The 25,112-nt window shown below is 60.1% G+C and carries 21 protein-coding genes; 13 read left to right on the top strand and 8 right to left on the bottom strand.

All coding sequences use genetic code 11. The features are described from left to right. Nucleotides 1-16 precede the first annotated feature (16 nt). Nucleotides 17-2,863 (top strand): RNA polymerase-associated protein RapA, encoded by a 2,847-nt coding sequence (rapA, locus tag ABVN19_RS02320; RefSeq protein ID WP_028943531.1) that lies wholly within the window; start codon nt 17-19, stop codon nt 2,861-2,863. 43 nt (nt 2,864-2,906) lie between these two features. Here the strand turns inward: rapA and ABVN19_RS02315 are convergent, their stop codons facing one another. Beyond that, on the bottom strand, nt 2,907-4,259 hold the full coding sequence (locus tag ABVN19_RS02315) for an MFS transporter (protein ID WP_105642204.1): 1,353 nt from the start codon (nt 4,257-4,259) through the stop codon (nt 2,907-2,909). A 277-nt stretch (nt 4,260-4,536) separates the two neighbouring features. Between ABVN19_RS02315 and ABVN19_RS02310 the strand changes: the two genes are divergently transcribed. Beyond that, nucleotides 4,537-6,810, top strand: a complete 2,274-nt coding sequence (locus tag ABVN19_RS02310) for an EAL domain-containing protein (protein WP_105642205.1) — start codon at nt 4,537-4,539, stop codon at nt 6,808-6,810. Here the strand turns inward: ABVN19_RS02310 and ABVN19_RS02305 are convergent. Continuing rightward, the gene (locus ABVN19_RS02305) at nt 6,710-7,597 is read right to left on the bottom strand and encodes an NAD(P)-dependent oxidoreductase (RefSeq protein WP_028943528.1); all 888 of its coding nucleotides are present in this window, start codon (nt 7,595-7,597) and stop codon (nt 6,710-6,712) included. The genes ABVN19_RS02310 and ABVN19_RS02305 overlap by 101 nt on opposite strands. 199 nt (nt 7,598-7,796) lie before the next feature. On the opposite strand from ABVN19_RS02305, the gene ABVN19_RS02300 reads away from it, so the two are divergent. Continuing rightward, entirely contained in the window at nt 7,797-9,980 is a 2,184-nt protein-coding gene (locus tag ABVN19_RS02300; RefSeq protein ID WP_105642206.1) for a hypothetical protein, read from the top strand. A gap of 167 nt (nt 9,981-10,147) precedes the next feature. On the opposite strand, the gene ABVN19_RS02295 is transcribed toward ABVN19_RS02300, so the two are convergent. After that, nucleotides 10,148-10,453, bottom strand: coding sequence for a DUF2288 domain-containing protein (locus ABVN19_RS02295; protein WP_028943526.1), 306 nt, complete (start codon nt 10,451-10,453; stop codon nt 10,148-10,150). A gap of 361 nt (nt 10,454-10,814) precedes the next feature. Here ABVN19_RS02295 and ABVN19_RS02290 point away from each other — a divergent pair, with 361 nt between their 5' ends. The 5 genes from ABVN19_RS02290 (at nt 10,815) to ABVN19_RS02270 (ending at nt 15,816) form a co-directional block, all read left to right on the top strand. Further along, nucleotides 10,815-11,945 (top strand): branched-chain amino acid ABC transporter substrate-binding protein, encoded by a 1,131-nt coding sequence (locus ABVN19_RS02290; protein WP_028943525.1) that lies wholly within the window; start codon nt 10,815-10,817, stop codon nt 11,943-11,945. 228 nt (nt 11,946-12,173) lie between these two features. Then, the gene (gene livH, locus ABVN19_RS02285) at nt 12,174-13,097 is read left to right on the top strand and encodes a high-affinity branched-chain amino acid ABC transporter permease LivH (RefSeq protein WP_028943524.1); all 924 of its coding nucleotides are present in this window, start codon (nt 12,174-12,176) and stop codon (nt 13,095-13,097) included. Beyond that, complete coding sequence (locus tag ABVN19_RS02280; RefSeq protein WP_028943523.1) at nt 13,094-14,350, top strand: high-affinity branched-chain amino acid ABC transporter permease LivM; 1,257 nt, start codon at nt 13,094-13,096, stop codon at nt 14,348-14,350. Before livH ends, ABVN19_RS02280 begins: the two co-directional genes overlap by 4 nt. Next, entirely contained in the window at nt 14,347-15,114 is a 768-nt protein-coding gene (gene livG / locus ABVN19_RS02275) for a high-affinity branched-chain amino acid ABC transporter ATP-binding protein LivG (protein WP_028943522.1), read from the top strand. Before ABVN19_RS02280 ends, livG begins: the two co-directional genes overlap by 4 nt. Further along, nucleotides 15,115-15,816 carry an ABC transporter ATP-binding protein gene (locus ABVN19_RS02270; protein WP_028943521.1) on the top strand — a complete coding sequence of 234 codons (702 nt, stop codon included), beginning with the start codon at nt 15,115-15,117 and terminating at the stop codon, nt 15,814-15,816. Between the two features lie 44 nt (nt 15,817-15,860). Here ABVN19_RS02270 and ABVN19_RS02265 read toward each other — a convergent pair whose 3' ends face one another. Then, entirely contained in the window at nt 15,861-16,775 is a 915-nt protein-coding gene (locus ABVN19_RS02265; RefSeq protein WP_105642207.1) for a LysR family transcriptional regulator, read from the bottom strand. Nucleotides 16,776-16,882: 107 nt separating this feature from the next. On the opposite strand from ABVN19_RS02265, the gene ABVN19_RS02260 reads away from it, so the two are divergent. The 3 genes from ABVN19_RS02260 (at nt 16,883) to ABVN19_RS02250 (ending at nt 19,947) form a co-directional block, all read left to right on the top strand. Then, nucleotides 16,883-17,482, top strand: a complete 600-nt coding sequence (locus tag ABVN19_RS02260) for a short chain dehydrogenase (protein ID WP_028943520.1) — start codon at nt 16,883-16,885, stop codon at nt 17,480-17,482. Nucleotides 17,483-17,552: 70 nt separating this feature from the next. Further along, complete coding sequence (locus tag ABVN19_RS02255; protein WP_028943519.1) at nt 17,553-18,227, top strand: membrane protein; 675 nt, start codon at nt 17,553-17,555, stop codon at nt 18,225-18,227. A 106-nt stretch (nt 18,228-18,333) separates the two neighbouring features. Then, nucleotides 18,334-19,947: an NAD(P)/FAD-dependent oxidoreductase gene (locus tag ABVN19_RS02250; protein WP_105642208.1), complete on the top strand. Its 1,614-nt coding sequence runs from the start codon at nt 18,334-18,336 to the stop codon at nt 19,945-19,947. A 65-nt stretch (nt 19,948-20,012) separates the two neighbouring features. Here the strand turns inward: ABVN19_RS02250 and ABVN19_RS02245 are convergent, their stop codons facing one another. Then, nucleotides 20,013-21,107: a PLP-dependent cysteine synthase family protein gene (locus tag ABVN19_RS02245; protein ID WP_028943517.1), complete on the bottom strand. Its 1,095-nt coding sequence runs from the start codon at nt 21,105-21,107 to the stop codon at nt 20,013-20,015. A gap of 219 nt (nt 21,108-21,326) precedes the next feature. Between ABVN19_RS02245 and nhaA the strand changes: the two genes are divergently transcribed. Continuing rightward, on the top strand, nt 21,327-22,505 hold the full coding sequence (gene nhaA / locus ABVN19_RS02240; RefSeq protein WP_036989704.1) for a Na+/H+ antiporter NhaA: 1,179 nt from the start codon (nt 21,327-21,329) through the stop codon (nt 22,503-22,505). 69 nt (nt 22,506-22,574) lie between these two features. On the opposite strand, the gene ABVN19_RS02235 is transcribed toward nhaA, so the two are convergent. Next, nucleotides 22,575-23,039 (bottom strand): glycine zipper 2TM domain-containing protein, encoded by a 465-nt coding sequence (locus tag ABVN19_RS02235; protein ID WP_028943515.1) that lies wholly within the window; start codon nt 23,037-23,039, stop codon nt 22,575-22,577. 147 nt (nt 23,040-23,186) lie between these two features. On the opposite strand from ABVN19_RS02235, the gene ABVN19_RS02230 reads away from it, so the two are divergent. After that, a complete protein-coding gene (locus ABVN19_RS02230; protein WP_028943514.1) occupies nt 23,187-23,420 on the top strand; it encodes a hypothetical protein in 234 nt (77 codons plus the stop codon). Here ABVN19_RS02230 and pdxH read toward each other — a convergent pair. Further along, a complete protein-coding gene (gene pdxH, locus ABVN19_RS02225) occupies nt 23,417-24,064 on the bottom strand; it encodes a pyridoxamine 5'-phosphate oxidase (protein WP_028943513.1) in 648 nt (215 codons plus the stop codon). The genes ABVN19_RS02230 and pdxH overlap by 4 nt on opposite strands. 18 nt (nt 24,065-24,082) lie before the next feature. Further along, nucleotides 24,083-25,051 carry an OmpA family protein gene (locus tag ABVN19_RS02220; RefSeq protein WP_028943512.1) on the bottom strand — a complete coding sequence of 323 codons (969 nt, stop codon included), beginning with the start codon at nt 25,049-25,051 and terminating at the stop codon, nt 24,083-24,085. Nucleotides 25,052-25,112 lie beyond the last annotated feature (61 nt).

Below are 25,112 nucleotides of genomic sequence, written 5' to 3'. Positions count from 1 at the left end.
GCGGGAGTAAGGCAGTATGGCGCAGCAGTATCAACCGGGGCAACGCTGGATCAGCGACAGCGAAGCCGAGCTAGGTCTAGGGACCGTTCTGGCACAGGACGGCCGCTTGTTGACCGTGCTCTACCCGGCCACTGGCGACACCCGCCAGTACTCCCTGCGCAATGCGCCCCTGACCCGGGTGCGCTTCTCGCCTGGCGACCAGATCACGCATTTCGAAGGCTGGAAACTGACTGTCCGCGAAGTCGACGATGTCGAGGGCCTGCTGGTCTACCACGGCCTCGATGCAGAGAATCAGGCCCGTACCTTGCCTGAAACCCAGCTATCGAACTTCATTCAGTTCCGCCTGGCCAGCGACCGTCTGTTCGCCGGACAGATCGACCCGCTGCCATGGTTCTCGCTGCGCTACAACACCCTGGAACATACCAGCCGCCAGTTGCAATCGTCGCTTTGGGGCCTGGGCGGCACACGCGCCCAGCCTATCGCTCACCAACTGCACATTGCCCGCGAAGTTGCGGACCGGATCGCCCCACGCGTATTGCTGGCCGACGAAGTAGGCCTGGGCAAAACCATTGAAGCGGGCCTGGTGATTCACCGCCAACTGCTGACCGGCCGCGCCAGCCGTGTGCTGATCCTGGTTCCCGAGAACCTGCAGCACCAGTGGCTGGTAGAGATGCGCCGCCGATTCAACCTGCAGGTTGCCCTGTTCGATGCCGAACGCTTCATCGAAAGCGACGCCAGCAACCCCTTCGAGGATGCCCAGTTGGCGCTGGTTGCCCTGGAGTGGCTGACCGAAGATGAAAAGGCTCAGGACGCATTGTTCGCAGCGGGCTGGGATTTGCTGGTTGTGGACGAAGCGCACCACCTGGTCTGGCATGAAGACCAGGTCAGCCCCGAGTACGGCCTGGTCGAGCAACTGGCCCAGGTCATCCCTGGCGTACTGCTACTAACTGCCACCCCCGAGCAGCTGGGCCAGGACAGCCACTTTGCCCGTCTACGCCTGCTCGATCCCAACCGTTTCCACGACCTGGCCGCCTTCCGCGCCGAGAGCGAGCACTATCGCCCGGTCGCCGAAGCCGTTCAGGAGCTGCTCGATGAAGGTCGCCTGTCGGACAAGGCGCACGCCACCATCCAGGGCTTCCTGGGTGCCGAAGGTGAGGCGTTGCTGGCTGCGGTCAGCGATGGCGACAGCCAGGCCAGCGCTCGGCTGATTCGCGAACTGCTCGACCGCCACGGTACCGGCCGCGTGCTGTTCCGTAACACCCGCGCCGCAGTCCAGGGCTTCCCGGAGCGCAACCTGCACCCGTATCCGCTGGCAAACCCGGACCAATATATGGAGCTACCGCTGGGCGAACACGCCGAGCTGTACCCGGAAGTAGCCTTCCAGGCCCAGGGCGAGATGGCCGATGACGAGCGCTGGTGGCGCTTCGACCCGCGCGTCGACTGGCTGATCGATACCCTGAAGATGCTCAAGCGGGTCAAGGTCCTGGTGATCTGCGCCCATGCCGAAACCGCCATGGACCTGGAAGACGCACTGCGCGTGCGCTCCGGCATCCCCGCAACGGTGTTTCATGAGGGTATGAGCATCCTGGAGCGCGATCGCGCCGCCGCCTACTTCGCTGACGAAGAGTTCGGCGCCCAGGTGCTGATCTGCTCCGAAATCGGCAGCGAAGGCCGCAACTTCCAGTTCTCCCATCACCTGGTGCTGTTCGACCTGCCGGCCCACCCGGACCTGCTCGAGCAGCGTATCGGCCGCTTGGACCGGATTGGCCAGAAGCACATCATCGAACTGCATGTGCCATACCTGCAGAACAGCCCGCAAGAGCGCCTGTTCCAATGGTACGACCAGGCATTGAATGCCTTCCTGGCCACCTGCCCGACTGGCAACGCCCTGCAGCATCAGTTCGGCCCACGCCTGCTGCCACTGCTTGAAAGCGGTGACGACGGCGAGTGGCAAGCACTGGTCGATGAAGCCCGTGCCGAGCGCGAGCGTCTGGAAGCCGAACTGCACAGCGGTCGCGACCGCTTGCTGGAGCTCAACTCCGGCGGTGCTGGTGAAGGCCAGGCGTTGGTCGAGGCGATCCTCGAGCAAGACGACCAGTTTGCCCTGCCGATCTATATGGAGACCCTGTTCGACGCGTTTGGCATCGACAGCGAAGACCACTCGGAAAACGCCCTGATCCTCAAGCCGAGTGAAAAAATGCTCGACGCCAGCTTCCCGCTGGGTGACGACGAAGGCGTGACCATCACCTACGACCGCAACCAGGCGCTGTCTCGTGAAGACATGCAATTCATCACCTGGGAGCACCCAATGGTGCAAGGCGGCATGGACCTGGTGCTGTCTGGCTCGATGGGCAACACCGCCGTGGCACTGATCAAGAACAAGGCGCTGAAGCCGGGTACCGTGCTGCTCGAACTGCTGTATGTCAGCGAAGTGGTGGCACCACGCGCCCTGCAACTGGGCCGTTACTTGCCACCGGCCGCGTTGCGCTGCCTGCTCGACACCAATGGCAACGACTTGGCTTCACGAGTGTCGTTCGAGACGCTCAATGACCAGCTCGAAAGCGTGCCCAAGGCCAGCGCCAACAAGTTCATCCAGGCCCAGCGCGATGTGCTGACGCCACGGATCAACAGCGGTGAAGCCAAGATCATGCCGCGCCACGCCGAGCGGGTTGCCGAGGCCCAACGTCGACTGGCTGCCGAAACCGACGAGGAACTGGCTCGTCTGACCGCCTTGCAAGCAGTGAACCCGAGCGTGCGCGACACCGAAATCGACGCCCTGCGCAAGCAACGCGAACAAGGCCTGGCAATGCTGGAAAAAGCCGCCCTGCGCCTTGAAGCGATTCGGGTGTTGGTCGCAGGTTAAACCTTGTTGACTTCATCGCCGGCGTTGCCGGTGATGAAGTCTGTCAGGCCTCTACCAGCTTCCCGGCCTCCTCTGCGCTCCCCAGCACCATCCCCTCCCGCATCCGCTGCGCATCACGACCGAAACACCGCGACGCCATCAGCAAAAACACCAGCGTCAGCATCAGTGCCACCGGAATCAAATACATTGCATCGTGCAGGCCTTCAGCCTTGAACGCCTCGCTCATCTGCACCTCCCCCGCTGCCAGCATGGCCGCCTGGGCGAAGTGATCCGACAACGCCCCCACCACCACCGGCCCCAACCCGCCGCCGAGCAGATACAGCCCGGCAAAGAACAAGGCCATGGCCGTGGCGCGCAGGCGTGGCTGCACCACATCCTGGATAGCCGTGTAGACGCAGGTATAAAAGTTGTAGGCAAACAACCACCCCACGCCGAACACTGCGACAAACAGACCGATATCGATACGCCCGGCATGCAGCGCCCAGGCCGTGGCCACGGTCGAAACCAGCATGCTGAAAGCGCCAAACAGCAACCGGCCAGTGGGAAAGCGTTGATGAACCTTGTCGGCGACCCACCCCCCCAGGGTCAATCCCACCAGCCCAGTCAGGCCGACGATCACGCCAGTGGCCACGGCCGCCTGCTGCAATGACAGCAAAAAATAGCGCTGCAGCATCGGCACCATGAAGGAGTTGCAGGCGTAGGTGGCGAAGTTGAAAGTCAGCCCTGCCAGCACCAGCCAGCAAAACGTCGGCACACTCAGCACCCGACGCAACGGCCGATCAACCGGCGCCTGCGAGATGGTCACCACTTCGGCAGCGCCACGGGCCGGTTCGCGAATCATGAACATGAACACCGCCAGCAGCAGCCCAGGCACCGCCGCGATAAAAAACGGCGCACGCCAGCTATCGAAAGCCTGGACCATCGCGCCGATGGTGAAGAACGCCAGCAACAGCCCCAAAGGCAGGCCAAGCATGAACAAGCCCATTGCCCGTGCGCGGCGCTCGGCGGGGAACAGGTCACCGATCAGCGAATTGGCCGCGGGGGCATAGCTGGCTTCACCAATCCCCACGCCCATGCGTACCAGCAGAAAGCTCCAAAAGCTGCCCACCATACCGTTGACCGCGGTCAGTCCGCTCCACACCGCCAGGCCCCAGCCCATGAGCTTGCTGCGCGATCCGTTATCGGCCATGCGCCCCAGCGGCAAACCAGCAATGGCATACACCAGCGTAAACGCGGTGCCGATCAGGCCGATCTGGAAGTCGCTCAGGTTCCACTCCAGGCGGATCGGCTCGATGATGATGGCGGGAATGGTGCGATCAAAGAAATTGAACAGGTTGGCCAGAAACAGCAGAAACAGGATGCGCCAGGCATTGTCCGCTTGAGTGGAGCGCTGCATCGATCAGTCCCTCGTTATTATTGTGTTCGGGGCGTTGCACATGCCGAACTGAATCTAGAGGGCCATCGTTTAACTGTCTGCCACCATTGACCAGGGTGATACCGGTTAATGGGAACGATTGGCAGCGTTAGAACGCATCGCTATGAATTCAATGCCCAAATGGTAGAAGTCAAAGTGCCATTAATCAGGATGGGTTAATTCCCGCTTTCTATACTGCAGCAGAACGGTCTCCAGACTCTTTTGGGGGACGAGTGAAAACTCGACAAAGAGGCATGCTATGGAGTGGCTGGGGCTACAGATGCTCGCCGAGCTGCCGGTAAGCAGTCAGATCCTTCTTGAGTGCAGGTACAACCCCTATCTGGTGACGCTTGCCCTGCTGGTCGCTGGCGCTGGCAGCTTCGCCACCCTGAGCATGGCTGAACGCCTGAACCCTGTAGACCAGCCCGCCGCCCAGCGACAATGGCGACTGCTGGGTGCCTGCTGCCTGGCCGGGGGTGTCTGGGCCCTGCATTTCATCAGCATGCTGGCCTTCCAGACCTCGATCGAGGTGCACTACGACTACGCCCTCACCGGGCTTTCACTGATGGTCATGTTGCTGGCCGGCTGGCTGGCCATGAACACGCTGGGGCATCGCAACTTGCGACCGCGTCATTTCCTGCAGGCATCCGTGTGCATCGGCCTGGGCATTTGCGCCATGCATTACATCGGCATGGCGGCCATGCGCTCCAACGCCCAGCAGTTCTATCGCCCGGACATGTTCATCACCTCTATTGCCGTGGCCATCGCTACCAGCCTGCTGGCCCTGGTGCTGGCGCGTTACTTTCGCTACGGCAGTGGCATGCTCCACCAACTGCTCAAGTACGGCGCCAGCCTGTTGATGGCCGGAGGCATTTTCGCCACGCACTTCACCGGCATGGCCGCCATGACCCTGGTCATTCCCAATGACGCCAGCGTTACCCTGGCGGCCGGCGACAACAGTCTGCAGTTGAGCCTGACCATTGCCTTCATCACCCTACTGATCAGTGCCAGCAGCATCAGCGCGGCGTTATCCGACCAGAAGCTGCAGGGCAAGGAGCATGACCTGCGCCGGGTCAACCTGTTGCTCAGTCAGTTGGATCAGGCCCGGGTATCGTTGCAGCAAGCGGCCCATTACGATGCCTTGACCAACCTGATCAACCGCCGCGGCTTCAACCAGGTTTTTGCCGAGCGACTGGTCGAACAAACCACCAACGAGGGCATGCTGGCGGTCATGTTCCTCGACATCGACCACTTCAAGCGCATCAACGACAGCCTTGGTCATGACGCTGGCGACGAACTGCTCAAGGTCATTGCCGGCTATATCAAGGCGGCGACCAGGAGCCAGGATGTAGTGGCGCGTTTTGGCGGTGACGAGTTCTGCATTCTCACCGCGCTACACAACCGGGACGAAGCCCGCCACCTGGCCCAGCGCATCATGCAGAAGATGAAAGAGCCTATCGACCTGGCCGGACGGCGCATGGTCATGACCACCAGTATCGGTATCAGCGTGTTCCCCGACGATGGCCGTACGTGCGAAGAACTGCTCAAGAATGCGGACCTGGCGCTGTATCAATCCAAAGGCTGTGGGCGCAACAACCTCAATTTCTTCAACAACACCCTCAAGGCCCGGGCCACCCTTGAGCTGCAACTGGAGGAAGAGCTGCGTGTTGCACTGCTCGAAGAGCGTGGGCTACGCATCCACTACCAACCGATTTTTGATCTGCACACCGGGCAAGTGGCAAAGCTCGAGGCGCTGGTTCGCTGGCAGCATCCGCAGCATGGCCTGCTCAGCCCGGAGCGTTTCATTGGTATTGCCGAAGCCAACGGTCTGATAACCGAGCTCGACCTCTGGGTGCTGCGCCATGCCTGCGAGGATCTGGCCCATTTGAGCCGCAATGGCTATAGCGGGCTGAAGGTTACCGTCAATTGTTCAGCCCTGACCCTGGGGCGCCAAGAGCTGGCCAGGGAGGTCGAAGATGCCCTGCAACACGTCGGCCTCGCCCCGAGGCAACTGGAGCTGGAAGTCACCGAAAATGCCCTGATGGGCAACATTCACAGCACCATTTCGATGCTCAAGGAAATCCGCGCCCTGGGAGTGTCGCTGTCGATCGATGACTTCGGCACGGGATACTCCTCCCTGGCCTACCTCAAGCGCCTGCCCCTGGACACCCTGAAGATCGATCGTTCGTTCATACAGGATGTGCCACGCAGCCGACAGGACATGGAAATCGTCCAGGCAATCATCATCATGGCCCATACCCTGCACCTGCAGGTGGTCACCGAAGGCGTGGAAACCCTGGAGCAGTACCAGTTCCTCGCCCAGCAAGGCTGCGATTTTGTCCAGGGTTACCTGCTCAGCCGCCCGGTACCACTGGGCGAGCTGCGGGCCATTTTCGGCAAGTTTGACCAGCGCGAGCCGGTGTTAGCCAGCTTCAATCCTTACGTCGGTACAGATCAATCAATGTCGCCGGATCTTTTTGCAGATAGCCCTGACTACCGTGCAAGCGCATCATCTGCGCGGCCAGGCCACTGAGGGGCGTCGCCGAGCCTTGCTCTCGGGAAAATTTCACTGCTGTGTCCAGATCCTTGAGCAACGTGCGCACGTGCCATTTGACCGGTTCAAAGCGGCTCTGGGCCATTTGCGGTGCCAGAATCTGCAAGGGCTTGGAATCGGCGAAGCCTCCGGCCAGGGCCTCGGCGATCAGGCTGGCGTCGACACCGGACTGTTCGGCCAACGCCACCACCTCAGCAATGACCAGGGCGTTGCACGCAACGATCATCTGGTTGCAGGCCTTGGTCACCTGCCCTGCCCCCACCGGCCCCATGTGCGTGACCCGCTGGCCCAGCGTCAGCAACACCGGGCGCACCCTTTCAAGGTCTGCCGCGTTGCCCCCTACCATAATTGCCAGGCTGCCTGCCTCAGCCCCCGGCGTACCACCGGACACAGGTGCATCCAGCCAGCTCATGCCACTGAGCGCGGCAAGCTCTGCTGCCATTTCCCGGGTCGCCGTCGGTTCCAGGCTGGAAAAGTCCACCAGCAACTGCCCGGCCTTGCCACCCTTGGCCACGCCTTCAGCGCCAAACACTACATCGCGCACCACAGCCGTATCGGCCAGGCACAGCAACACCATTTCGGTGTCCTGACACAACTCGGCCGGCGTCTCGACCTGGCGGGCGCCCGCCTTGACCAGCTCGGCACACTTGTCTGGCGAGCGGTTCCATACCGTCAGCCGATACCCCGCTGCCAACAATCGCCGACACATCGGCAATCCCATCAGGCCGATTCCGGCAAACCCCAGTGAAGGACGTGCAGTGCTCATGTACAGCTCCAGGCAGATTAAAGAAGTTGAGTGATTGGACGATTCAGTTGCAGGCGTGACAGGGAAACTCCTATATGGCTCTAGGGTAACCCCCTATCGCTCACGCCAAATACGCACTGATACAGTCGCGAAACTTTCCAAGTGATGGCCCTATGATATCCACTAGAGCAGCCATCCACCTGCAGGCAAATGGCGCAAAATGACCTCCAAGAATACTTCTGCCAACGCGGTTTCCGAGCTGACGTCATCCCTTCCCGCGCTCAGCAGTTCAGGGGCAAGCGAGTTCCATGCGCCACGGGCGCCCAACCCACAGCAGTACCTCTACTTCACCGAGACAGACATTCAGCGCATCCTCGACAACCTTGACGGCCTGCGCGACCTGGTGTTTCCACCCAGTGTTCATCTCGAAGACCAGAGCCAACTCCGTCTGGACCAGCAGTTTCCTTCGGTCTGCCTGATTGGCCTGGGCCGCTGTGGCTCGAACATCGCCTTGGATGTTGCAGAACTTGTATACAACGCCAGGACCTTCTACCTCAACGAATTCAATAATCAAGACCCTGTCGGTAGCGAACCCCGCTACAGCCCGGCGCGCTGGATCCGCAACAATCTGCGCCTGGTGCAGAACAAAGCCAGCAAACCAGTATTCCTGGTCGAACCGCTGGTCATGCTTGGCGATCTGGACAAGGACATTGCAGGGCGCATCCGCTTTTCGGGCAAGGGTGAAAAGAACAGCTTCATCCGTGACTACAGCAAAATGAAGATCATGGACCTCTCGGAAGTCCATGCCGGGGGCGCAGGTAACGCGCCAATCCTGGGCCAGTACCTGGCCAAGATCATCCTCAACAAGGAGACCCACCGATTCTCCAGCGCCGACTGGAAATTGATCCACTCCTACCTGATCGACTCCTGCGGGATCAAGGCCAACCAGTCGAGGTTGTACTTCTATATCTTCAGCGCCGGTGGCGGCACAGGATCGGGCATGGCCTCGGAGTTCGGTCTGGCCCAGCAATACTCGTACATGAACAAGACCTTCGACACCAAGCCTGCTGATGAGAACGACGGCAAAAGCGGGCACTCGTTCGTGTTCGAGCCAATCTTCACCAGTGGCATCTGCGTGCTGCCGAACATTTCCGATCACCGCAGTGAAATGTCGGAAGCACTGCACATCAACGCCGGTCGATTACTGTGCAAGTACCTGTCGGAGGAATGGGACTTCTCCTACAACTTCGATAACGAAGACAGCAGCGAAGCCAGCGTCATGGGCCGTATCCGCCCCTGGAACGCGATGATGCTGATCTCCAACGACATCATGCGCTATGCCGAAGAGAACGATGACGGCAACATCCAGAACATTGATGTCAATGCCATGGAGAAACACGCTAACCAGTACATCTCCCAGCAGATCTTCAACATTCTCACCGCCCAGGCGGTGACCACCGACTACGACCAGAACTACTTCCGCCGGGCAGGCATCGACCTGGGCGAAACCATCCGCCTGGACGCCAATGATCTGTTCATGAGCCTGGCGGGCCCGGTGGCCATCGCCTACGCAGAATCCGTGGTACCGGAGCGGACGGCCCCTGGGTCGGACAAATTCAAGGTGTTCGAGAAAGACCAGCCACCGCTGAACATCGATGACCTGTTCTTCCGTTCCATCGACCTGCCGCATTTCAACAAGGTGACCCAGGCTATCGAGGGCATCAGCCTGCTGCCCATCGAATCCAAGCGCTACCGTGCGGCACTGGAGCAGTACAAGGCCTCGGGCTATGACGCTGCAGCCTTGCATGACCTGCACTTTTTCAAGAATTGCTCGTCGGTGGTCTCGATTGTCTCGCTGCCAAAGGACTACAAGCTGTCATACATGGACTTGAACCGGCTCAAGACCCACCTCAACAGCCTGTTCCCCAACACCACCCTCAAGCGCTATGCCCTGGTCATCGGTGCATCGGCAAACCTGTCGTTGACCACCCTGATTGCCAAGAGCCCGTGCCTGTCGGACGACTTCCTGACCTTGATCGTGGCGTTCATCAAGCGCTGCTTTGCCCGCAATCCGTACCGTTTCGACGATACCCTGGACAATGCCATCCTCGAATTCATCACCAGTGAAGCCTTCGATGAAGGCCGCATCGATGAACTGCTCAATGAATACGAAAACCCGGCGAAGATTCTCGATACCAACTGGTACGCGATCAAGCCGATGTACGAGAAAAAATACCGCGAACTGATCAACGACAAGAGCAAGTTCGTCTCGATCAATGACATTCGCCTGTCACGGGAATGCGTGAAGAAAGCGGTGAAGTACCTGCGCGAAATCTTCCGCCATCGCATCGGCAAGACACGAGTGATTTCGTTGAACAGCCACACCGGGAAGGTCGATTACTGATAGACCGCATCGCGGGGCCAACCCGCTCCTGTCCGCCAGGAGCAGGCTGGCCCCGCGGTAAACTGTTACCTGCACCACGGACTGTTACCAACGGTCACCCCGCCTGAACAGTCTCGCGCACCAAAACCGCCTGCCTGTGCGTTTTCACGCACCAAATCAGGGCGCGCTTACTCAGGTTTCTTTACCTGAATCACGATGAACGGTGAAACCACGACTGCCCAGATCTCTGGATCGCGGCTCTGAAGGTCTAGCGCCTGCTCTGCAGTAACCGGGCCCACCGTGCCAGCATTACGCCATGCAGCCACGGTTTCGCTACGGTTCTCGGCCATTGCCTGTGCAACTTCAATCAGGTCCAGGGACGTGTCGACCCAAATCAGGTCACCTTTGGCCCAAAAACGCTCCAGGGCTTTCCACTCGATTACTGCCGTCTCGCCGAGCAGCTTGGCATAGAGGGTGCTTGGTTGATCAGTCATGGGTTCCTGCCTGAAATAATTCGACTACTGTGAGAAGTCGGTATTTTTGCAGAAAAACCCGGTTTCAAATAAATAATTGAGCGAAAACAACTGGAAAGCGGCAGTTTTCCGCGCGAATTTGGCTGGAAATAGCCGCTTTGCTGTACGTTTCTGTCAATTAAGCGACATGCTTCGAATTTGCCTCGGCGGGCCTGCTTTTCAAGCGACAAAGCGGCGCTCTACACTGTACCGGTACAGTTGCCAGGGCAAAATCGGGGCAATCCGGGACCGTGACGAGGCGTGGCCTCCCATGGAACCTGATCCGGTCCTCATGCGCTGGCCGCCAGGACTATAAAAATTACAACAGAATGAGTGGAGCATTATGAGTAAGGCTACTAAGCAGATTTCCAAGCTGTTTGCCGCAATGGTTCTGGCCGGGGTTGCCAGCCATTCGTTTGCAGCCGATACCATCAAGATCGGCATCGCCGGCCCGAAAACCGGCCCGGTCACTCAGTACGGCGACATGCAGTTCATTGGTGCCAAACAGGCCATCAAAGACATCAACGCCAAGGGCGGCGTCGGTGGCAAAATGCTTGAAGCCAAGGAATACGATGATGCGTGCGACCCTAAACAGGCCGTGGCAGTCGCCAACAAAGTGGTCAACGACGGCGTCAAGTTCGTAGTCGGCCACCTGTGCTCCAGCTCCACCCAACCGGCGTCCGACATCTATGAAGATGAAGGCGTGATCATGATCACCCCGGCTGCCACCAGCCCTGAAATCACCGCCCGTGGCTACAAGCTGATCTTCCGCACCATCGGCCTGGACAGCGCCCAGGGCCCGGCTGCCGGCAACTACATTGCCGATCATGTCAAACCCAAAGTGGTCGCGGTACTGCACGACAAACAGCAGTACGGTGAAGGCATCGCCACCGCGGTCAAGCAGACCCTGGAAGGCAAAGGCACCAAGGTTGCCGTCTTCGAAGGCCTGAACGCCGGTGACAAGGACTTCTCGTCCATCATCCAGAAGCTCAAGCAGAACAACGTCGACTTCGTCTACTACGGCGGCTACCACCCAGAGCTGGGCCTGATCCTGCGCCAGGCCAAGGAAAAAGGCCTGAACGCCAAGTTCATGGGCCCTGAAGGCGTCGGCAACGACTCCATCTCGCAAATCGCCCAGAACGCCTCCGAAGGCCTGCTGGTAACCCTGCCCAAGTCCTTCGACGCGGCCCCCGAGAACAAGGCCATCGTCGATGCCATCAAGGCAGACGGCAAAGATCCAAGCGGTCCGTTCGTGTTCCCGGCCTACTCCGCCGTTCAGCTGATCGCCGATGGCATCAAGGCCGCCGGTAGCAGCGACGACGCAGAAAAAGTCGCGGCAGAAATCCACAAAGGCACCTTCAAGACCCCGACTGGCGACCTGTCGTTCGACGACAAGGGCGACCTGAAAGACTTCAAATTCGTGGTCTACGAATGGCATTTCGGCAAACCTAAAACCGAAGTTTCTCCTCAGTAATCCCGTCTGACTACATGACTACTAAGCCCACTGTGCGAGCAGTGGGCTTTGTTTTACGAGGTTCATGGGCCTGATTCCCGCGATCCGGGAGCAGGTTCACCTGAAAATCTTAAAACCGTCACCAGCGGTTCGCTGACAGTGCCTGTGTCGAAGTGGCTCAAGACCACAAGACCGCGCCGGGGATACCCCCACCAGTGAAATGCGTACCAGGTTTTTAGGAGCGCTGTAATGCCTGAGATCTATCACTTCTTCCAACAGCTGGTTAATGGCCTGACCATTGGCAGCACCTATGCCTTGATAGCCATTGGCTACACAATGGTTTACGGCATCATTGGAATGATCAACTTCGCCCATGGCGAGGTCTACATGATTGGTTCCTACGTGGCCTTCATTGCCCTTGCCGGGCTGGCCATGATGGGTATCGATTCACTGCCGATACTGATGACCGTCGCCTTCGTCGCCACGATCTTCGTCACCAGTGCCTATGGCTACAGTATCGAACGGGTCGCCTACCGGCCGCTGCGCAACAGCAACCGGTTGATCCCACTGATTTCTGCCATTGGTATGTCGATTTTCCTGCAGAACACCGTATTGCTATCCCAGGACTCCAAGGACAAGTCCATCCCCAACCTGATCCCAGGGAGCATCTCCTTCGGACCGGGCGGCGCAGAGGAAGTGCTGATCTCCTACATGCAGATCCTGGTCTTCGTCGTCACCCTGGTGGCCATGACCGGACTGACCCTGTTCATCTCGCGTTCGCGTCTGGGCCGGGCCTGTCGGGCCTGCGCAGAAGACATCAAGATGGCCAACCTGCTTGGCATCAACACCAACAACATCATCGCCCTGACCTTCGTCATCGGCGCTGCCCTGGCAGCCGTGGCGGCCGTATTGCTGAGCATGCAGTACGGGGTGATCAACCCCAACGCCGGTTTCCTGGTAGGCCTGAAGGCATTTACCGCGGCGGTACTGGGTGGCATCGGCAGTATTCCGGGCGCCATGCTCGGCGGGCTGGTGCTGGGGGTGGCTGAAGCCTTTGGCGCCGACATCTTCGGTGACCAGTACAAGGACGTCGTAGCCTTCGGCCTTTTGGTTCTGGTGCTGTTGTTCCGTCCGACCGGCATTCTCGGCCGTCCGGAGGTTGAGAAAGTATGAACAAGAATCTCAAACAGGCGTTCTTCGCCGCCTTGCTGGTCTGGGCCGTGGCGTTTCCGGTGCTGGGCCTCAAGCTCAGCATCGATGGCATCCGACTGATCGTCCACAGCCAGGGGGCCTTCACCCTTACGATCATCGCCGTGTGTTCGGTGCTGATGTTCCTGCGGGTGCTGTTCGACAAACAGTGGAGCGCAGTGATGCGCACCCGCTCGGACCGCAAGCTGATCTCGCCGGCCGTGAGCAACTTCCTGACCCTGCCCAAGACCCAGCGCTGGATCATCCTGGGCCTCATCATGGTTGCGCTGGTGTGGCCGTTCTTCGGTTCGCGCGGCGCGGTCGACATCGCCACCCTGATCCTGATCTACGTGCTGCTGGGCCTGGGCCTGAACATCGTGGTGGGCCTGGCAGGGCTGCTCGACCTGGGCTATGTCGGCTTCTACGCCGTCGGCGCCTACAGCTATGCCCTGCTGTCGCACTACTTTGGCTGGGGCTTCTGGATCTGCCTGCCGATCGCCGGCATGATGGCGGCCACCTTCGGCTTCCTGCTCGGTTTCCCGGTACTGCGTCTGCGCGGTGACTACCTGGCCATCGTGACCCTCGGCTTCGGTGAGATCATCCGCCTGTTCCTGCGCAACCTCACCGGGTTGACCGGTGGCCCTAACGGCATCAGCAACATCGAGAAGCCGAGCTTCTTCGGCCTGACCTTCGAGCGCCGCGCGGCCGAGGGGATGCAGACCTTCCACGAGTTCTTCGGCCTGCCGTACAACTCGATCAACAAGGTCATCTTCCTCTACCTGGTTGCCCTGTTGCTGGCCTTGCTCGCGCTGTTCGTGATCAACCGCCTGCTGCGCATGCCGATCGGTCGCGCCTGGGAAGCACTGCGTGAAGACGAGATCGCCTGCCGCGCACTGGGCCTGAACCCAACCGTGATCAAGCTCTCGGCGTTCACCCTGGGTGCCTGCTTCGCCGGTTTCGCCGGGAGCTTCTTTGCAGCACGCCAGGGCCTGGTGACCCCGGAGTCGTTCACCTTCATCGAATCGGCGATCATCCTCGCCATCGTCGTGCTTGGCGGCATGGGCTCCCAGTTGGGCGTGATTCTCGCGGCCATCGTGATGATCCTGCTGCCCGAACTCATGCGTGAATTCAGCGAATACCGCATGCTGATGTTCGGGGCAATGATGGTGTTGATGATGATCTGGCGTCCGCAAGGCCTGCTGCCTATGCAACGTCCTCACATGGAGCTGCGTCGATGAGCCGCGAAATTCTGCAAGTCAGCGGCCTGAGCATGCGCTTCGGCGGCTTGTTGGCGGTCAACGGCGTGGCCCTGACCGTCAAGGAAAAGGAAGTGGTGGCCTTGATCGGCCCCAACGGGGCCGGCAAGACCACGGTATTCAACTGCCTGACCGGCTTCTACAAGCCGAGCGCTGGCACCATCCTGCTCGATGGGCAACCGATCCAGGGTTTGGCTGGTCACGAGATTGCGCGCAAGGGTGTGGTACGGACTTTCCAGAACGTGCGCCTGTTCAAGGACATGACCGCACTGGAAAACCTACTGATTGCCCAGCACCGCCACCTCAATACCAACTTCTTCGCTGGCCTGTTCAAGACGCCGTCGTTCCGTCGCAGCGAGCGCGAAGCCATGGATTACGCGCAGTTCTGGCTGGACAAGGTCAACCTCACCGAGTTTGCCAACCGTACCGCCGGGACCCTGGCCTACGGTCAGCAACGACGCCTGGAAATCGCCCGCTGCATGATGACCCGCCCGCGGATCCTCATGCTCGACGAGCCCGCCGCCGGCCTGAACCCGAAGGAAACCGAAGACCTCAAGGCCCTGATCAGCCTGTTGCGTGAAGAACACAACGTCACGGTGCTGCTGATCGAGCACGACATGAAACTGGTCATGAGCATCTCCGACCATATCGTGGTCATCAACCAGGGCACGCCCCTGGCTGACGGAACGCCGGAACAGATCCGTGACAACCCTGAAGTGATCAAAGCCTACCTGGGGGAAGCGTAAATGCTGCAGTTTGAAAACGTTTCCACCTTCTACGGCAAGATCCAGGCGCTGCACAGCGTCAATGTCGAGATCCGCCAGGGCGAGATCGTCACGTTGATCGGTGCCAACGGCGCGGGCAAATCCACCTTGCTGATGACCCTCTGTGGCTCGCCCCAGGCCCACAGCGGCAGCATCAAGTACCTGGGTGAAGAGCTGGTCGGCCAACCGTCCTCGCACATCATGCGCAAGAGCATTGCCGTGGTACCCGAAGGACGCCGGGTGTTCGCCCGCCTGACGGTGGAAGAAAACCTGGCCATGGGTGGCTTTTTTACCGACAAGGGCGACTTCCAGGAACAGATGGATAAAGTCCTGCACCTGTTCCCGCGCCTGAAGGAGCGTTTCACCCAGCGTGGCGGCACCATGTCCGGCGGCGAGCAGCAGATGCTGGCCATCGGCCGGGCGCTGATGAGCAAACCCAAGCTGCTGTTGCTTGACGAACCGTCACTGGGCCTGGCGCCGATCATCATCCAGCAGATCTTCGACATCATCGAACAACTGCGCCGTGATGGCGTAACGGTGTTCCTGGTTGAGCAGAACGCCAACCAGGCCTTGAAGATCGCCGACCGTGCCTATGTACTGGAAAACGGCCGGGTGGTGATGCAAGGCACGGGGGAATCCCTGCTGACCGACCCGAAAGTGCGCGACGCCTACCTGGGCGGTTGACCCGCTGTTGGAGCGGGCTTGTGCCGCGATAGCAAGGTGACTGATCAATTGTTATCGCGGGGCAAGCCCGCTCCTACGTTTTTGAACCAGTGCAACAGGTAGTCGGCCAGCACCTGGACCCGCTTGGGCATCGCCCCTTGATAGGGATGCACAAGGAACAGTGGCACGCTGCGCGTCTGATAGTCATGCAGTAGCCAGAGCAATCGCCCTTCTGCCAGTTCCCCATGCACCATGTAGGAAGGCAATCTGGCAATCCCCGCCCCCAGCAACGCGGCTTTCTTCAGCAAGCTGTAGTGATTGCTGGCGAAACTGCCAGCAACTTGCACCCGCACCAGTTCGTGATGCTGGTGATACAACCATTCCTCGCGACCACTGTAGTGACTGTTGAGCAAGCAGCGATGGCTGCTCAACTGCGCAGGCGTGTACGGCTGCCCATGGCGCTCGACATAGGCCGGGCTGGCACAGGTCAGCTCCTGCATGGCCAGCACAGGTCGTGCAACCAGTCGTGCATCGTCCTGGACCTCGGTACGAATGGCCAGGTCGAAGCCGGCCGCCAGCAAGTCACGGTAGCCATTGTTCAATTCGAGTTCCACTTGAAGGTCGGGGTAGACCGAAGCGAACTCCAGTAGCAGCCCTTCAAAAAAGGTCTCCCCCAGCGACACCGGCACAGTGATGCGCACCGGGCCTGCCAGTTCGTCCCTGAGCATCGACAGGGTCTGGCGCGCACTGTCCATTTGACGCACCAGCGCCTGGGCCTGGGGCAACAACATGGCCCCCGCGGCAGTCAGGCTCAGGCGGCGAGTAGTGCGGTGCAACAGCTTGACCGAATAACTGGCCTCCAGCGCACGGATGCGCTTGGACAGCTGTCCTTTGCTCCACCCCAGTTGCTGCGCAGCCTGGGTGAAGCTGCCGGCTTCCATCAACACGGCAAAGGCCGCCAGATCGTCCAGGTCGCTCATGGATTGTTTCCAAATGAAAACCAAAGGTTGCCCATTAGCACGCTTATCTGCAGAAAAATCCACCCTAGACTTGAGCCTTCCCCTCACAACCTGCAAGGAACAGCTCCATGAAAATCCTGTTGATCGGCGCCAGCGGCACAATTGGTTCAGCGGTAGCCAAGGAACTGGAACAACGTCATCAAGTGGTTCGTATCGGTCGCAGCAGCGGTGACCACCAGGTGGATATCAGCGACAGCACATCGATTCGCCACCTGTTCGAGCAGACCGGTCGCTTCGATGCCCTGGTCTGCGCAGCCGGCAACGTGACGTTTGCCCCGCTGGCTGAAATGACCGAAGACCAGTTCGCCCTGGGCCTTGGCGACAAGCTCATGGGCCAGGTCAACCTGTTGCTGATTGGGCGGGAATTCATCAACGATGGTGGTTCGTTCACCTTCACCACCGGCGTCACCAGCCATGACCCCATCCGTACCGGTGCCTCGGCGAGCCTGGTGAACGGTGCCATCGATGCCTTCGTCAAGGCGGCGGCCATCGAATTGCCGCGCGGGTTGCGGGTCAACTCCATCAGCCCCAATGTGCTGGTCGAGGCGATGCCGGCCTACGCACCGTATTTTCGTGGGTTCAAACCCGTACCGGCAGCCGAGGTGGCACTGGCCTACGCCAAGAGCGTCGAAGGCCTGCAGACCGGCCAGACCTATCATGTCGGCTGAGGCCTTGTGATCGGCGTCCAGCCTGCGTAACGTGGCGGCACCTTTTGGTAGAGACTCTGGAGTTTGCTCGATGCGTGCCGCCCCTTCGCTATTGCTTGTCGCCTTGTTGCCGTTGTTTGCCGGCTGCCAGATGCTGGCCGATACACCGCAGGCCGCCTCAGGCGTTGGCATGACTCGGATGCAGGGCGAGTTGAGCGCACAAGGTGGCCAGTTGCTGTTCAAGCCCTGCACGGAAAACCGCCATTTTGCCGTGTTCGATGCAGGCAACACCGGCATCCTGCAGGAAGCAGCAGACCTGGCAGACGAGCCGGGTACGCTGTTCGCCGATATCAACGGCACGCTGTCTACCAGCCAGAAAACCGGCAACGACGGCCAATTGAACGTGCAACGGTTGTACCGGGTCGAGCACTCCAACAGTGCCTGCAGCGACCCCAACTTCAAGCGCCTGACCCTGCGGGCCAGCGGTCACGAACCAGACTGGAACCTCAAGGCCAGTGGCAAGGGCATGGTCCTGGACCGCCCCGGCCAGCCCTCCCTCGCGGTGCCTTACCTGGAAGAGCAACTGCCTGATGGCCGCTTCAGCCTCAGCACCGAAGCCAACGGCCAGCGCGTGGAACTCTGGGTAGCCCCACAACGCTGTGTCGATATTGCCACCGGTGGCGTGCAGCACTTGATGGCCGAGTTGCGCGTCGATGGCCAGACCCTGCGCGGCTGCGCTTATTACGGCGGCGCACGCAACGACTGATCATCGGCGCACGCGTTTCTCCTGCCTGCAACGGCGGCGAACAGCTTATACTTGGCGGTTTGTGTAAAGCCGCCGGCCGTTCATGGCCGGGATACTGGACCCTGCCATGTTACGAATCACCGAACTGAAGCTGCCACTGGATCATCCTGATGAAGCCCTGCGCGAGGCCATTGTGCAACGCCTGGGGATCAGCGACGAGCAGTTGCTGGACTTCACCCTGTTCAAGCGCAGCTATGACGCGCGCAAGAAGAACAGCGAACTGCTGTTCATCTACACCATCGACCTGAACGTCAGCAACGAAACCGAGCTGCTGGAGAAGTTCGCCGACGACCACAACATCAATGTCGCGCCGGACGTCAGCTACAAGGTGGTTGGCCAGGCACCTGCCGACCTGCAGGAACGCCCGATCGTGGTCGGCTTCGGACCGTGCGGGATCTTCGCCGGCCTGCTGCTGGCACAGATGGGCTTCAAGCCGATCATCCTCGAACGCGGCAAGGAAGTTCGCCAGCGCACCAAGGACACCTGGGGCCTGTGGCGCAAGAGCGTGCTCAACCCCGAGTCGAACGTGCAGTTCGGTGAAGGCGGCGCAGGCACCTTCTCCGACGGCAAGCTCTACAGCCAGATCAAAGACCCGCACCATCATGGTCGCAAGGTGCTGCACGAGTTCGTCAAGGCCGGGGCGCCAGAGGAGATCCTCTACGTCAACAAGCCACACATTGGTACCTTCCGCCTCACCGGCATGGTTGAGAACATGCGCCATGAGATCCACGCGCTGGGCGGCGAAGTACGCTTTGAACAGAAAGTCACCGACCTGCTGATGGACGATGGCCAACTCAATGGCGTGGTGCTGCAAAGCGGTGAACAACTGCACTCGCGCCATGTAGTGATGGCCCTGGGTCACAGCGCCCGCGACACCTTCCGCATGCTGCATGCCCGTGGCGTGTTCATGGAGGCCAAGCCGTTCTCCATCGGCTTTCGTATCGAGCACCCACAGTCGCTGATCGACCAGGCGCGCCTGGGCAAGTATGCCGGGCACCCGAAGCTGGGCGCGGCAGACTACAAGCTGGTTCACCACGCCAAGAACGGACGCTCCGTGTACAGTTTCTGCATGTGTCCGGGCGGCACTGTGGTGGCGGCCACCAGCGAGCCAGGCCGGGTAGTCACCAACGGCATGAGCCAGTACTCGCGCAACGAGCGCAATGCCAACTCGGGCATCGTCGTCGGTATCACTCCAGAGCAAGACTTCCCAGGCGGTCCACTGGCCGGTATCGAACTGCAGGAAAAACTCGAAGCCCACGCCTACGTGCTCGGTGGCAGCAACTACCAGGCACCGGCCCAACTGGTCGGCGACTTTGTCGCTGGCAGGCCGTCTACCGCCCTGGGCAGTGTCGAGCCATCGTACAAGCCCGGCGTCAACCTCGGCGACCTGGCTCCGAGCCTACCGGACTTTGCCATCGAAGCCATACGTGAGGCCTTGCCTGCCTTCGATCGGCAGATCAAAGGTTACAACCTGCACGATGCCGTGCTGACAGGCATTGAAACCCGCACGTCCTCACCGCTGCGCATCACCCGTGATGCAAACCTGCAGAGCCTCAACCTCAAGGGCCTGTTCCCGGCCGGTGAAGGTGCTGGCTATGCGGGTGGGATCCTCTCGGCGGGTGTTGACGGGATTCGCATTGCCGAGGCCGTGGCGCGCAGCATGCTGGGCCTGCAGCAGTAAGGCCACATCACGGGGCAAGCCCCATCGGTACAAACAATACCGGTGAGGCTTGCCCCACGATGATTTCAGATTCCTTCACACAAGATCGTCTCGGGCAACGCCTCGCCCCGCTCGACGCACGCCGTCACCGCCTCGATAACCTCCTGCAACTGATACCCCTGTTTCGTCAGCCAGTCCTGGTCGTAATAGCTGGTGGCATAGCGATCACCGCCATCACAGAGTATCGCCACGATCGAGCCCGCCTCCCCGGCAGTGCGCATCTGCCGTGCCGCGATCAACGCGCCAATCAGGTTGGTGCCGCTTGATCCACCCACTCGCCGCCCCAGACGCTTGGCGAGGTAGTGCATGGCTGCCAGCGACAGTGCATCCGGCACCTTGACCATCGCGTCGATGACATGAGGCAGGAACGATGCCTCTACCCGTGGACGGCCAATGCCTTCTATCCGTGAGCCGCAATCAAGCTGCAAGGAGCGATCACCGCTCTTGTAGCTGTCGAAAAATACCGAGCGCTCGGCATCGGCACACAGTACCCGGGTGGTGTGCTGGCGATAACGCACATAGCGCCCCAGGGTTGCCGTGGTGCCCCCCGTACCCGGGCTGGAAATCAGCCAGCTCGGCTCGGGATGGCGCTCGAAACGCATCTGGCTGTAGATCGACTCGGCAATATTGTTGTTGGCACGCCAGTCGGTGGCGCGCTCGGCGTAGGTGAACTGGTCCATGAAATGCCCACCACTTTCCCGCGCCAGGCGTTCGGATTCGGCATAGATCTGCGTCGGATCATCCACCAGGTGACTCTGGCCGCCATAGAAGGCGATCTGGGTGATCTTTTCCTGAGAGGTACTGGCGGGTACCACGGCAATGAAGGGCAAACCGAGCAAGCGCGCGAAGTAGGCTTCAGAAATCGCCGTCGAACCACTGGAGGCTTCGATCACAGGCGCACCGGGGCGCAACCAGCCATTGCACAAGGCGTAGAGAAACAACGAACGGGCCAGGCGATGCTTGAGGCTGCCCGTGGGATGACTGGACTCGTCCTTGAAATACAAGTCGACATCGGCAAACCCGGGCAGCGGCAGCGGGATCAGGTGGGTATCGGCACTGCGCTGAAAGTCAGCCTCGATGATACGGATGGCTTCGCGTGCCCAGAGTCGGTGATCAGTCATGGTCCAGTCCCCGAAAAGATCGAAATGCAGGCGATCATGGTAGGAAACCCCAGCGAAAGCCAACAGATACAGCCGCAGTAAATATTCCGATACAACTGCTAGGCTGCATGAGGCAAGATGGCCATCACTTATAACAAAAACGAATATATTTTTTGTTTTAAAGCATATCTTCTCACGGTAGGGTGTCGCCCTATTGAACCCTCAGGATGGAGATCACCCTTGCTGCGTAGCACTTTCACACGTTTCTTTCAGTTGGAAGCTGCCAGCGGTCTATTACTGATTGCTGCAGCTGCCCTGGCCCTGATCATCAACAACTCGCCGTTATCGTACCTGTACAACGGCCTGCTGGATGTCCCCGTGGTCGCCCAGATTGGCGCACTGAAAATCGCCAAGCCGTTGCTGCTGTGGATCAATGACGGCTTGATGGCGCTGTTCTTCCTGCTGATCGGCCTTGAGGTCAAGCGCGAGGTGGTCGAAGGTCACCTGTCCAAGCCGTCGCAGATCGTTCTGCCAGGGGCTGCTGCCATCGGCGGTATGGTCGTCCCGGCCCTGATCTACTGGTTCCTGAACAAGGACGACCCGAGCGCTACCGCTGGCTGGGCGATTCCAATGGCCACCGACATCGCCTTTGCCCTGGGTGTACTGGCCCTGCTGGGCAAGCGTGTACCCGTGTCACTGAAGCTGTTCCTGATGACCCTGGCCATCATTGATGACCTGGGTGCAATCGTTGTTATTGCCCTCTTCTATTCGGGCGAGTTGTCGAGCTTGTCGCTGATGCTGGCGGGTGCCTGCCTGCTGGCCCTGGTCGGCATGAACCGGATGGGAGTGGTCAAGCTGGGGCCTTACATGGTGATTGGCCTGATTCTCTGGGTCTGCGTGCTCAAGAGTGGTGTCCATGCCACCCTTGCCGGTGTCACCCTGGCCCTGTGTATCCCCTTGCGAACCCGCAATGCCGAACCCTCCCCCTTGTTGACGCTGGAGCACGCCCTGCACCCGTGGGTGGCCTACGGCATTCTGCCTTTGTTTGCCTTCGCCAACGCCGGTGTATCGCTGGCCGGCGTCACACTCGAAAGTTTCACCCACCACGTGCCGATGGGCATCGCCGTGGGCTTGTTGCTGGGCAAGACCCTCGGGGTATTCGGCCTGACCTGGCTGTCAGTCAAGCTGGGCATCGCCGCCCTCCCCGCCAATGCGAATTGGGGCCAGGTGCTGGGTGTGGCGATCCTGTGTGGTATCGGCTTCACCATGAGCCTGTTCGTAGGCTCGCTGGCGTTCGTGCCTGGCAGCAGCGATTACGCCGGTATGGACCGCATGGGTATTCTCACCGGCTCCATTCTCGCCGCGCTGATCGGCTACACCATCACCGCGCTGGCCAGCCGCAAAGCTTCCACCGCCTGAGCAAGAACAAGGCAATAAAAAACCCCGACCGGCATTGCCGAGTCGGGGTTTTTTATTGCTGTTCGGGTATCAGTGCGAAACCCGGCTGGTGCCATCGACGGTCATGATGCGCACACGCTCACCCACGCGGAAAATCTCGTTCTCCTGCACTGCCTGCACATAGGCTCGCATGCTGCCGTCGTCTTCACGTACGGTGATTTCCACACCCTGGGTGCGGGTCAGGCCCTCTTCAGCGGCCGAACCTGCAAGGCCACCGGCCACGGCACCGATGACAGCAGCAACGATGCTGCCGCGCCCGCCACCAATGGCACTACCGGCCACACCGCCGACAACGGCGCCGGCACCGCCACCGATTGGCGTCTTGGTGCCTTCGATCTTGACGGGCCGCAGGGATTCGATGGTGCCCATACGTACGGTCTGAACACGGCGGGCTTCGTCGCGCGAGTAGCTATCGCCGGTCAGGCTCGAGGCGCAGCCAGTGAGCAGCATCGACATCGTGGTGAAGCTGGCCAACAGCAAAACAGATTTACGCATAGGATGGTCTCCAAAAGTCAGGTGTTCATTAGACTCCGCGCGTTGACGACTGTCACGACCGATGCGGGGTAAAATTGCTTCCATTCAGCTTCCATACAGCCTGTGTCATCGATGCGGTCTGTAGAAACGTCTAGCGCAAGGATAGTCATGGATTACTTCATCGTCGTCGTCACGACCGTGGCAGGGCTGTATTTTCACTGGTGGTTGTATGTGCGCATCCGGCGCTGGATGGATCGCGACCTGGCGCTGTCGATGGCCGGTAAGGATGAGCGCAAGAAAGCCTACATGCTTGAATGCTTGGACAAAGCGCGCGCGCAAAAGGTCAAGCGCGCTGAGCTGGCGGCCTGGCTGGAACGCGAGGCCGCGGGATATACCGATTAAGGTGCCAGGCGCTCGCGCAGCCAGGCGCCATCTTGCAGGCGGTAATTGAGGCGGTCATGCAGGCGGCTGGCGCGCCCCTGCCAGAACTCGATGCGCTCGGGCAGCAAGCGGTAGCCACCCCAGTGTTCCGGACAATGCGGCTGCGTATCACTGAAGCGTTGCTCGGTGGCCTTGACCAGACCCTCGAGTTCCTCGCGACCCGCAATCACCCGACTCTGCGGTGATGCCCAGGCCCCCAGGCGGCTGCCCAACGGGCGCACCTGATAATACTCATCCGACTCCTTGGCACTGACCTTGACCACCTTGCCTTCGATGCGCACCTGACGCTCAAGGGCTGGCCAGAAGAAGGTCATGGCCGCATGGGGGTTGGCCAGCAGTTGCTGCCCCTTGGCGCTCTCGTAATTGGTGAAGAAGGTGAAGCCTTTGTCATCCAGGCCTTTGAGCAACAAGACCCGGCAGTGCGGGCGACCGTCAGCGTCGACCGTCGCCACGGTCATGGCATTGGCTTCTACCGGCGGCAGCTCGGTTTTCACCGCGTCGTCGAACCAGTGGCGAAACAACGCGAAGGGTTCGTCCGGGGCCTGAGCTTCTGCCAGGCCATCACGGGTGTAATCGCGGCGCATATCGGCCAGGGTCTGGGTCATTGCTGCGTTCCTTGACGATCAGTTGGTCTTCGCAGGGCTGGTGTTGGCGGCCACTTTTTTCGCTGTCGGTGCAGGCTTTTTAGCCGCAGGCTTGGCAACGGGGGCTTTCTTCTTTGCGGCAGCGGTCTTGGCCGGGGCTTTCTTGGCCGTGCTGGCTGCTTTCGCTGGTGCCTTGGACGCAGGTTTCACAGCCGCCTTGACCGGCGCCTTGGCATCCTGCACAGCGACCAGTGCTGCCGGGCTCGGGGTTGGCTGTTTGTACTTGGCGAGCAAGGCAATCATGGTGTTTTGTGGGGTCAGTACCAGTTCTACGCGACGGTTCAAGGCTCGGCCTTCAACACTGTCGTTGGCTGCACGAGGCATTTCCGAGCCCATGCCCCGCAAATTCAGACGATCACGTTCCAGACCGCTGAGACGGAAGATCGCGGCAATCGACTGCGCACGTTCCTGGCTGAGTTTCTGATTGAGCGCTGCGGCGCCGCTGGTGTCGGCATGGCCCAGGACCAGCACGGCGGTCTGTTTGTCGGTCTCGATGGCTTTGGCCACCCGGGTGATTGGCCCCAAGGTTACCGGCAGGAGCATGGCCGGGCGATCAGGATTGTAGGAAGAGTCCACCGGCACCGTGACCACCAGTACGTCTTCACGACGCTCGACTTCGAACTTGCTGTCCTTGATGGCCTCGCGCAGTCGCGGCTCGTAGCTGTCCAGCCAGGCCTGGGTGGCCTTGTGGTCGATCTTCGGCACGACAGGGGTGTTGTTCTTGGCGCTCTCGCCGAACGGCCACCACCAGCGGCTGGAGTTTTCCGACTTGGCATCGGCCTTGGCGACCTTTTCGGTTACCACTTCCTTCACTTCCTTGTCGGCGACCTTGTCCGAACCGAATGGCCACCAGTTGAGCCCGCCATCTACCGCGCCATTCTGAGAGTGCTGCGCGCAACCGGTCATGGCCAGGCACAGGGCGAGAGCTAAGGTTTTATGTGAAGACATCAGCGATACACCATGAAAATGAAAGAAATTCTGCTCAAAAGTGTTGAGCATTGGAATCCAG

Origin of the sequence: Pseudomonas vranovensis, from assembly GCF_040438935.1 — a bacterium.
Taxonomy (GTDB): Bacteria; Pseudomonadota; Gammaproteobacteria; order Pseudomonadales; family Pseudomonadaceae; genus Aquipseudomonas; species Aquipseudomonas vranovensis.
This window is presented reverse-complemented; position numbering and strand designations above follow the sequence as displayed.

What these genes read in the sequence shown, in the direction of transcription:
- rapA (WP_028943531.1), top strand. Translation starts at nt 17, where the DNA reads ATGGCGCAGCAGTATCAACCGGGGCAACGCTGGATCAGCGACAGCGAA.
- ABVN19_RS02315 (WP_105642204.1), bottom strand. Translation starts at nt 4,259, where the DNA reads ATGCAGCGCTCCACTCAAGCGGACAATGCCTGGCGCATCCTGTTTCTG.
- ABVN19_RS02310 (WP_105642205.1), top strand. Translation starts at nt 4,537, where the DNA reads ATGGAGTGGCTGGGGCTACAGATGCTCGCCGAGCTGCCGGTAAGCAGT.
- ABVN19_RS02305 (WP_028943528.1), bottom strand. Translation starts at nt 7,597, where the DNA reads ATGAGCACTGCACGTCCTTCACTGGGGTTTGCCGGAATCGGCCTGATG.
- ABVN19_RS02300 (WP_105642206.1), top strand. Translation starts at nt 7,797, where the DNA reads ATGACCTCCAAGAATACTTCTGCCAACGCGGTTTCCGAGCTGACGTCA.
- ABVN19_RS02295 (WP_028943526.1), bottom strand. Translation starts at nt 10,453, where the DNA reads ATGACTGATCAACCAAGCACCCTCTATGCCAAGCTGCTCGGCGAGACG.
- ABVN19_RS02290 (WP_028943525.1), top strand. Translation starts at nt 10,815, where the DNA reads ATGAGTAAGGCTACTAAGCAGATTTCCAAGCTGTTTGCCGCAATGGTT.
- livH (WP_028943524.1), top strand. Translation starts at nt 12,174, where the DNA reads ATGCCTGAGATCTATCACTTCTTCCAACAGCTGGTTAATGGCCTGACC.
- ABVN19_RS02280 (WP_028943523.1), top strand. Translation starts at nt 13,094, where the DNA reads ATGAACAAGAATCTCAAACAGGCGTTCTTCGCCGCCTTGCTGGTCTGG.
- livG (WP_028943522.1), top strand. Translation starts at nt 14,347, where the DNA reads ATGAGCCGCGAAATTCTGCAAGTCAGCGGCCTGAGCATGCGCTTCGGC.
- ABVN19_RS02270 (WP_028943521.1), top strand. Translation starts at nt 15,115, where the DNA reads ATGCTGCAGTTTGAAAACGTTTCCACCTTCTACGGCAAGATCCAGGCG.
- ABVN19_RS02265 (WP_105642207.1), bottom strand. Translation starts at nt 16,775, where the DNA reads ATGAGCGACCTGGACGATCTGGCGGCCTTTGCCGTGTTGATGGAAGCC.
- ABVN19_RS02260 (WP_028943520.1), top strand. Translation starts at nt 16,883, where the DNA reads ATGAAAATCCTGTTGATCGGCGCCAGCGGCACAATTGGTTCAGCGGTA.
- ABVN19_RS02255 (WP_028943519.1), top strand. Translation starts at nt 17,553, where the DNA reads ATGCGTGCCGCCCCTTCGCTATTGCTTGTCGCCTTGTTGCCGTTGTTT.
- ABVN19_RS02250 (WP_105642208.1), top strand. Translation starts at nt 18,334, where the DNA reads ATGTTACGAATCACCGAACTGAAGCTGCCACTGGATCATCCTGATGAA.
- ABVN19_RS02245 (WP_028943517.1), bottom strand. Translation starts at nt 21,107, where the DNA reads ATGACTGATCACCGACTCTGGGCACGCGAAGCCATCCGTATCATCGAG.
- ABVN19_RS02235 (WP_028943515.1), bottom strand. Translation starts at nt 23,039, where the DNA reads ATGCGTAAATCTGTTTTGCTGTTGGCCAGCTTCACCACGATGTCGATG.
- ABVN19_RS02230 (WP_028943514.1), top strand. Translation starts at nt 23,187, where the DNA reads ATGGATTACTTCATCGTCGTCGTCACGACCGTGGCAGGGCTGTATTTT.
- pdxH (WP_028943513.1), bottom strand. Translation starts at nt 24,064, where the DNA reads ATGACCCAGACCCTGGCCGATATGCGCCGCGATTACACCCGTGATGGC.
- ABVN19_RS02220 (WP_028943512.1), bottom strand. Translation starts at nt 25,051, where the DNA reads ATGTCTTCACATAAAACCTTAGCTCTCGCCCTGTGCCTGGCCATGACC.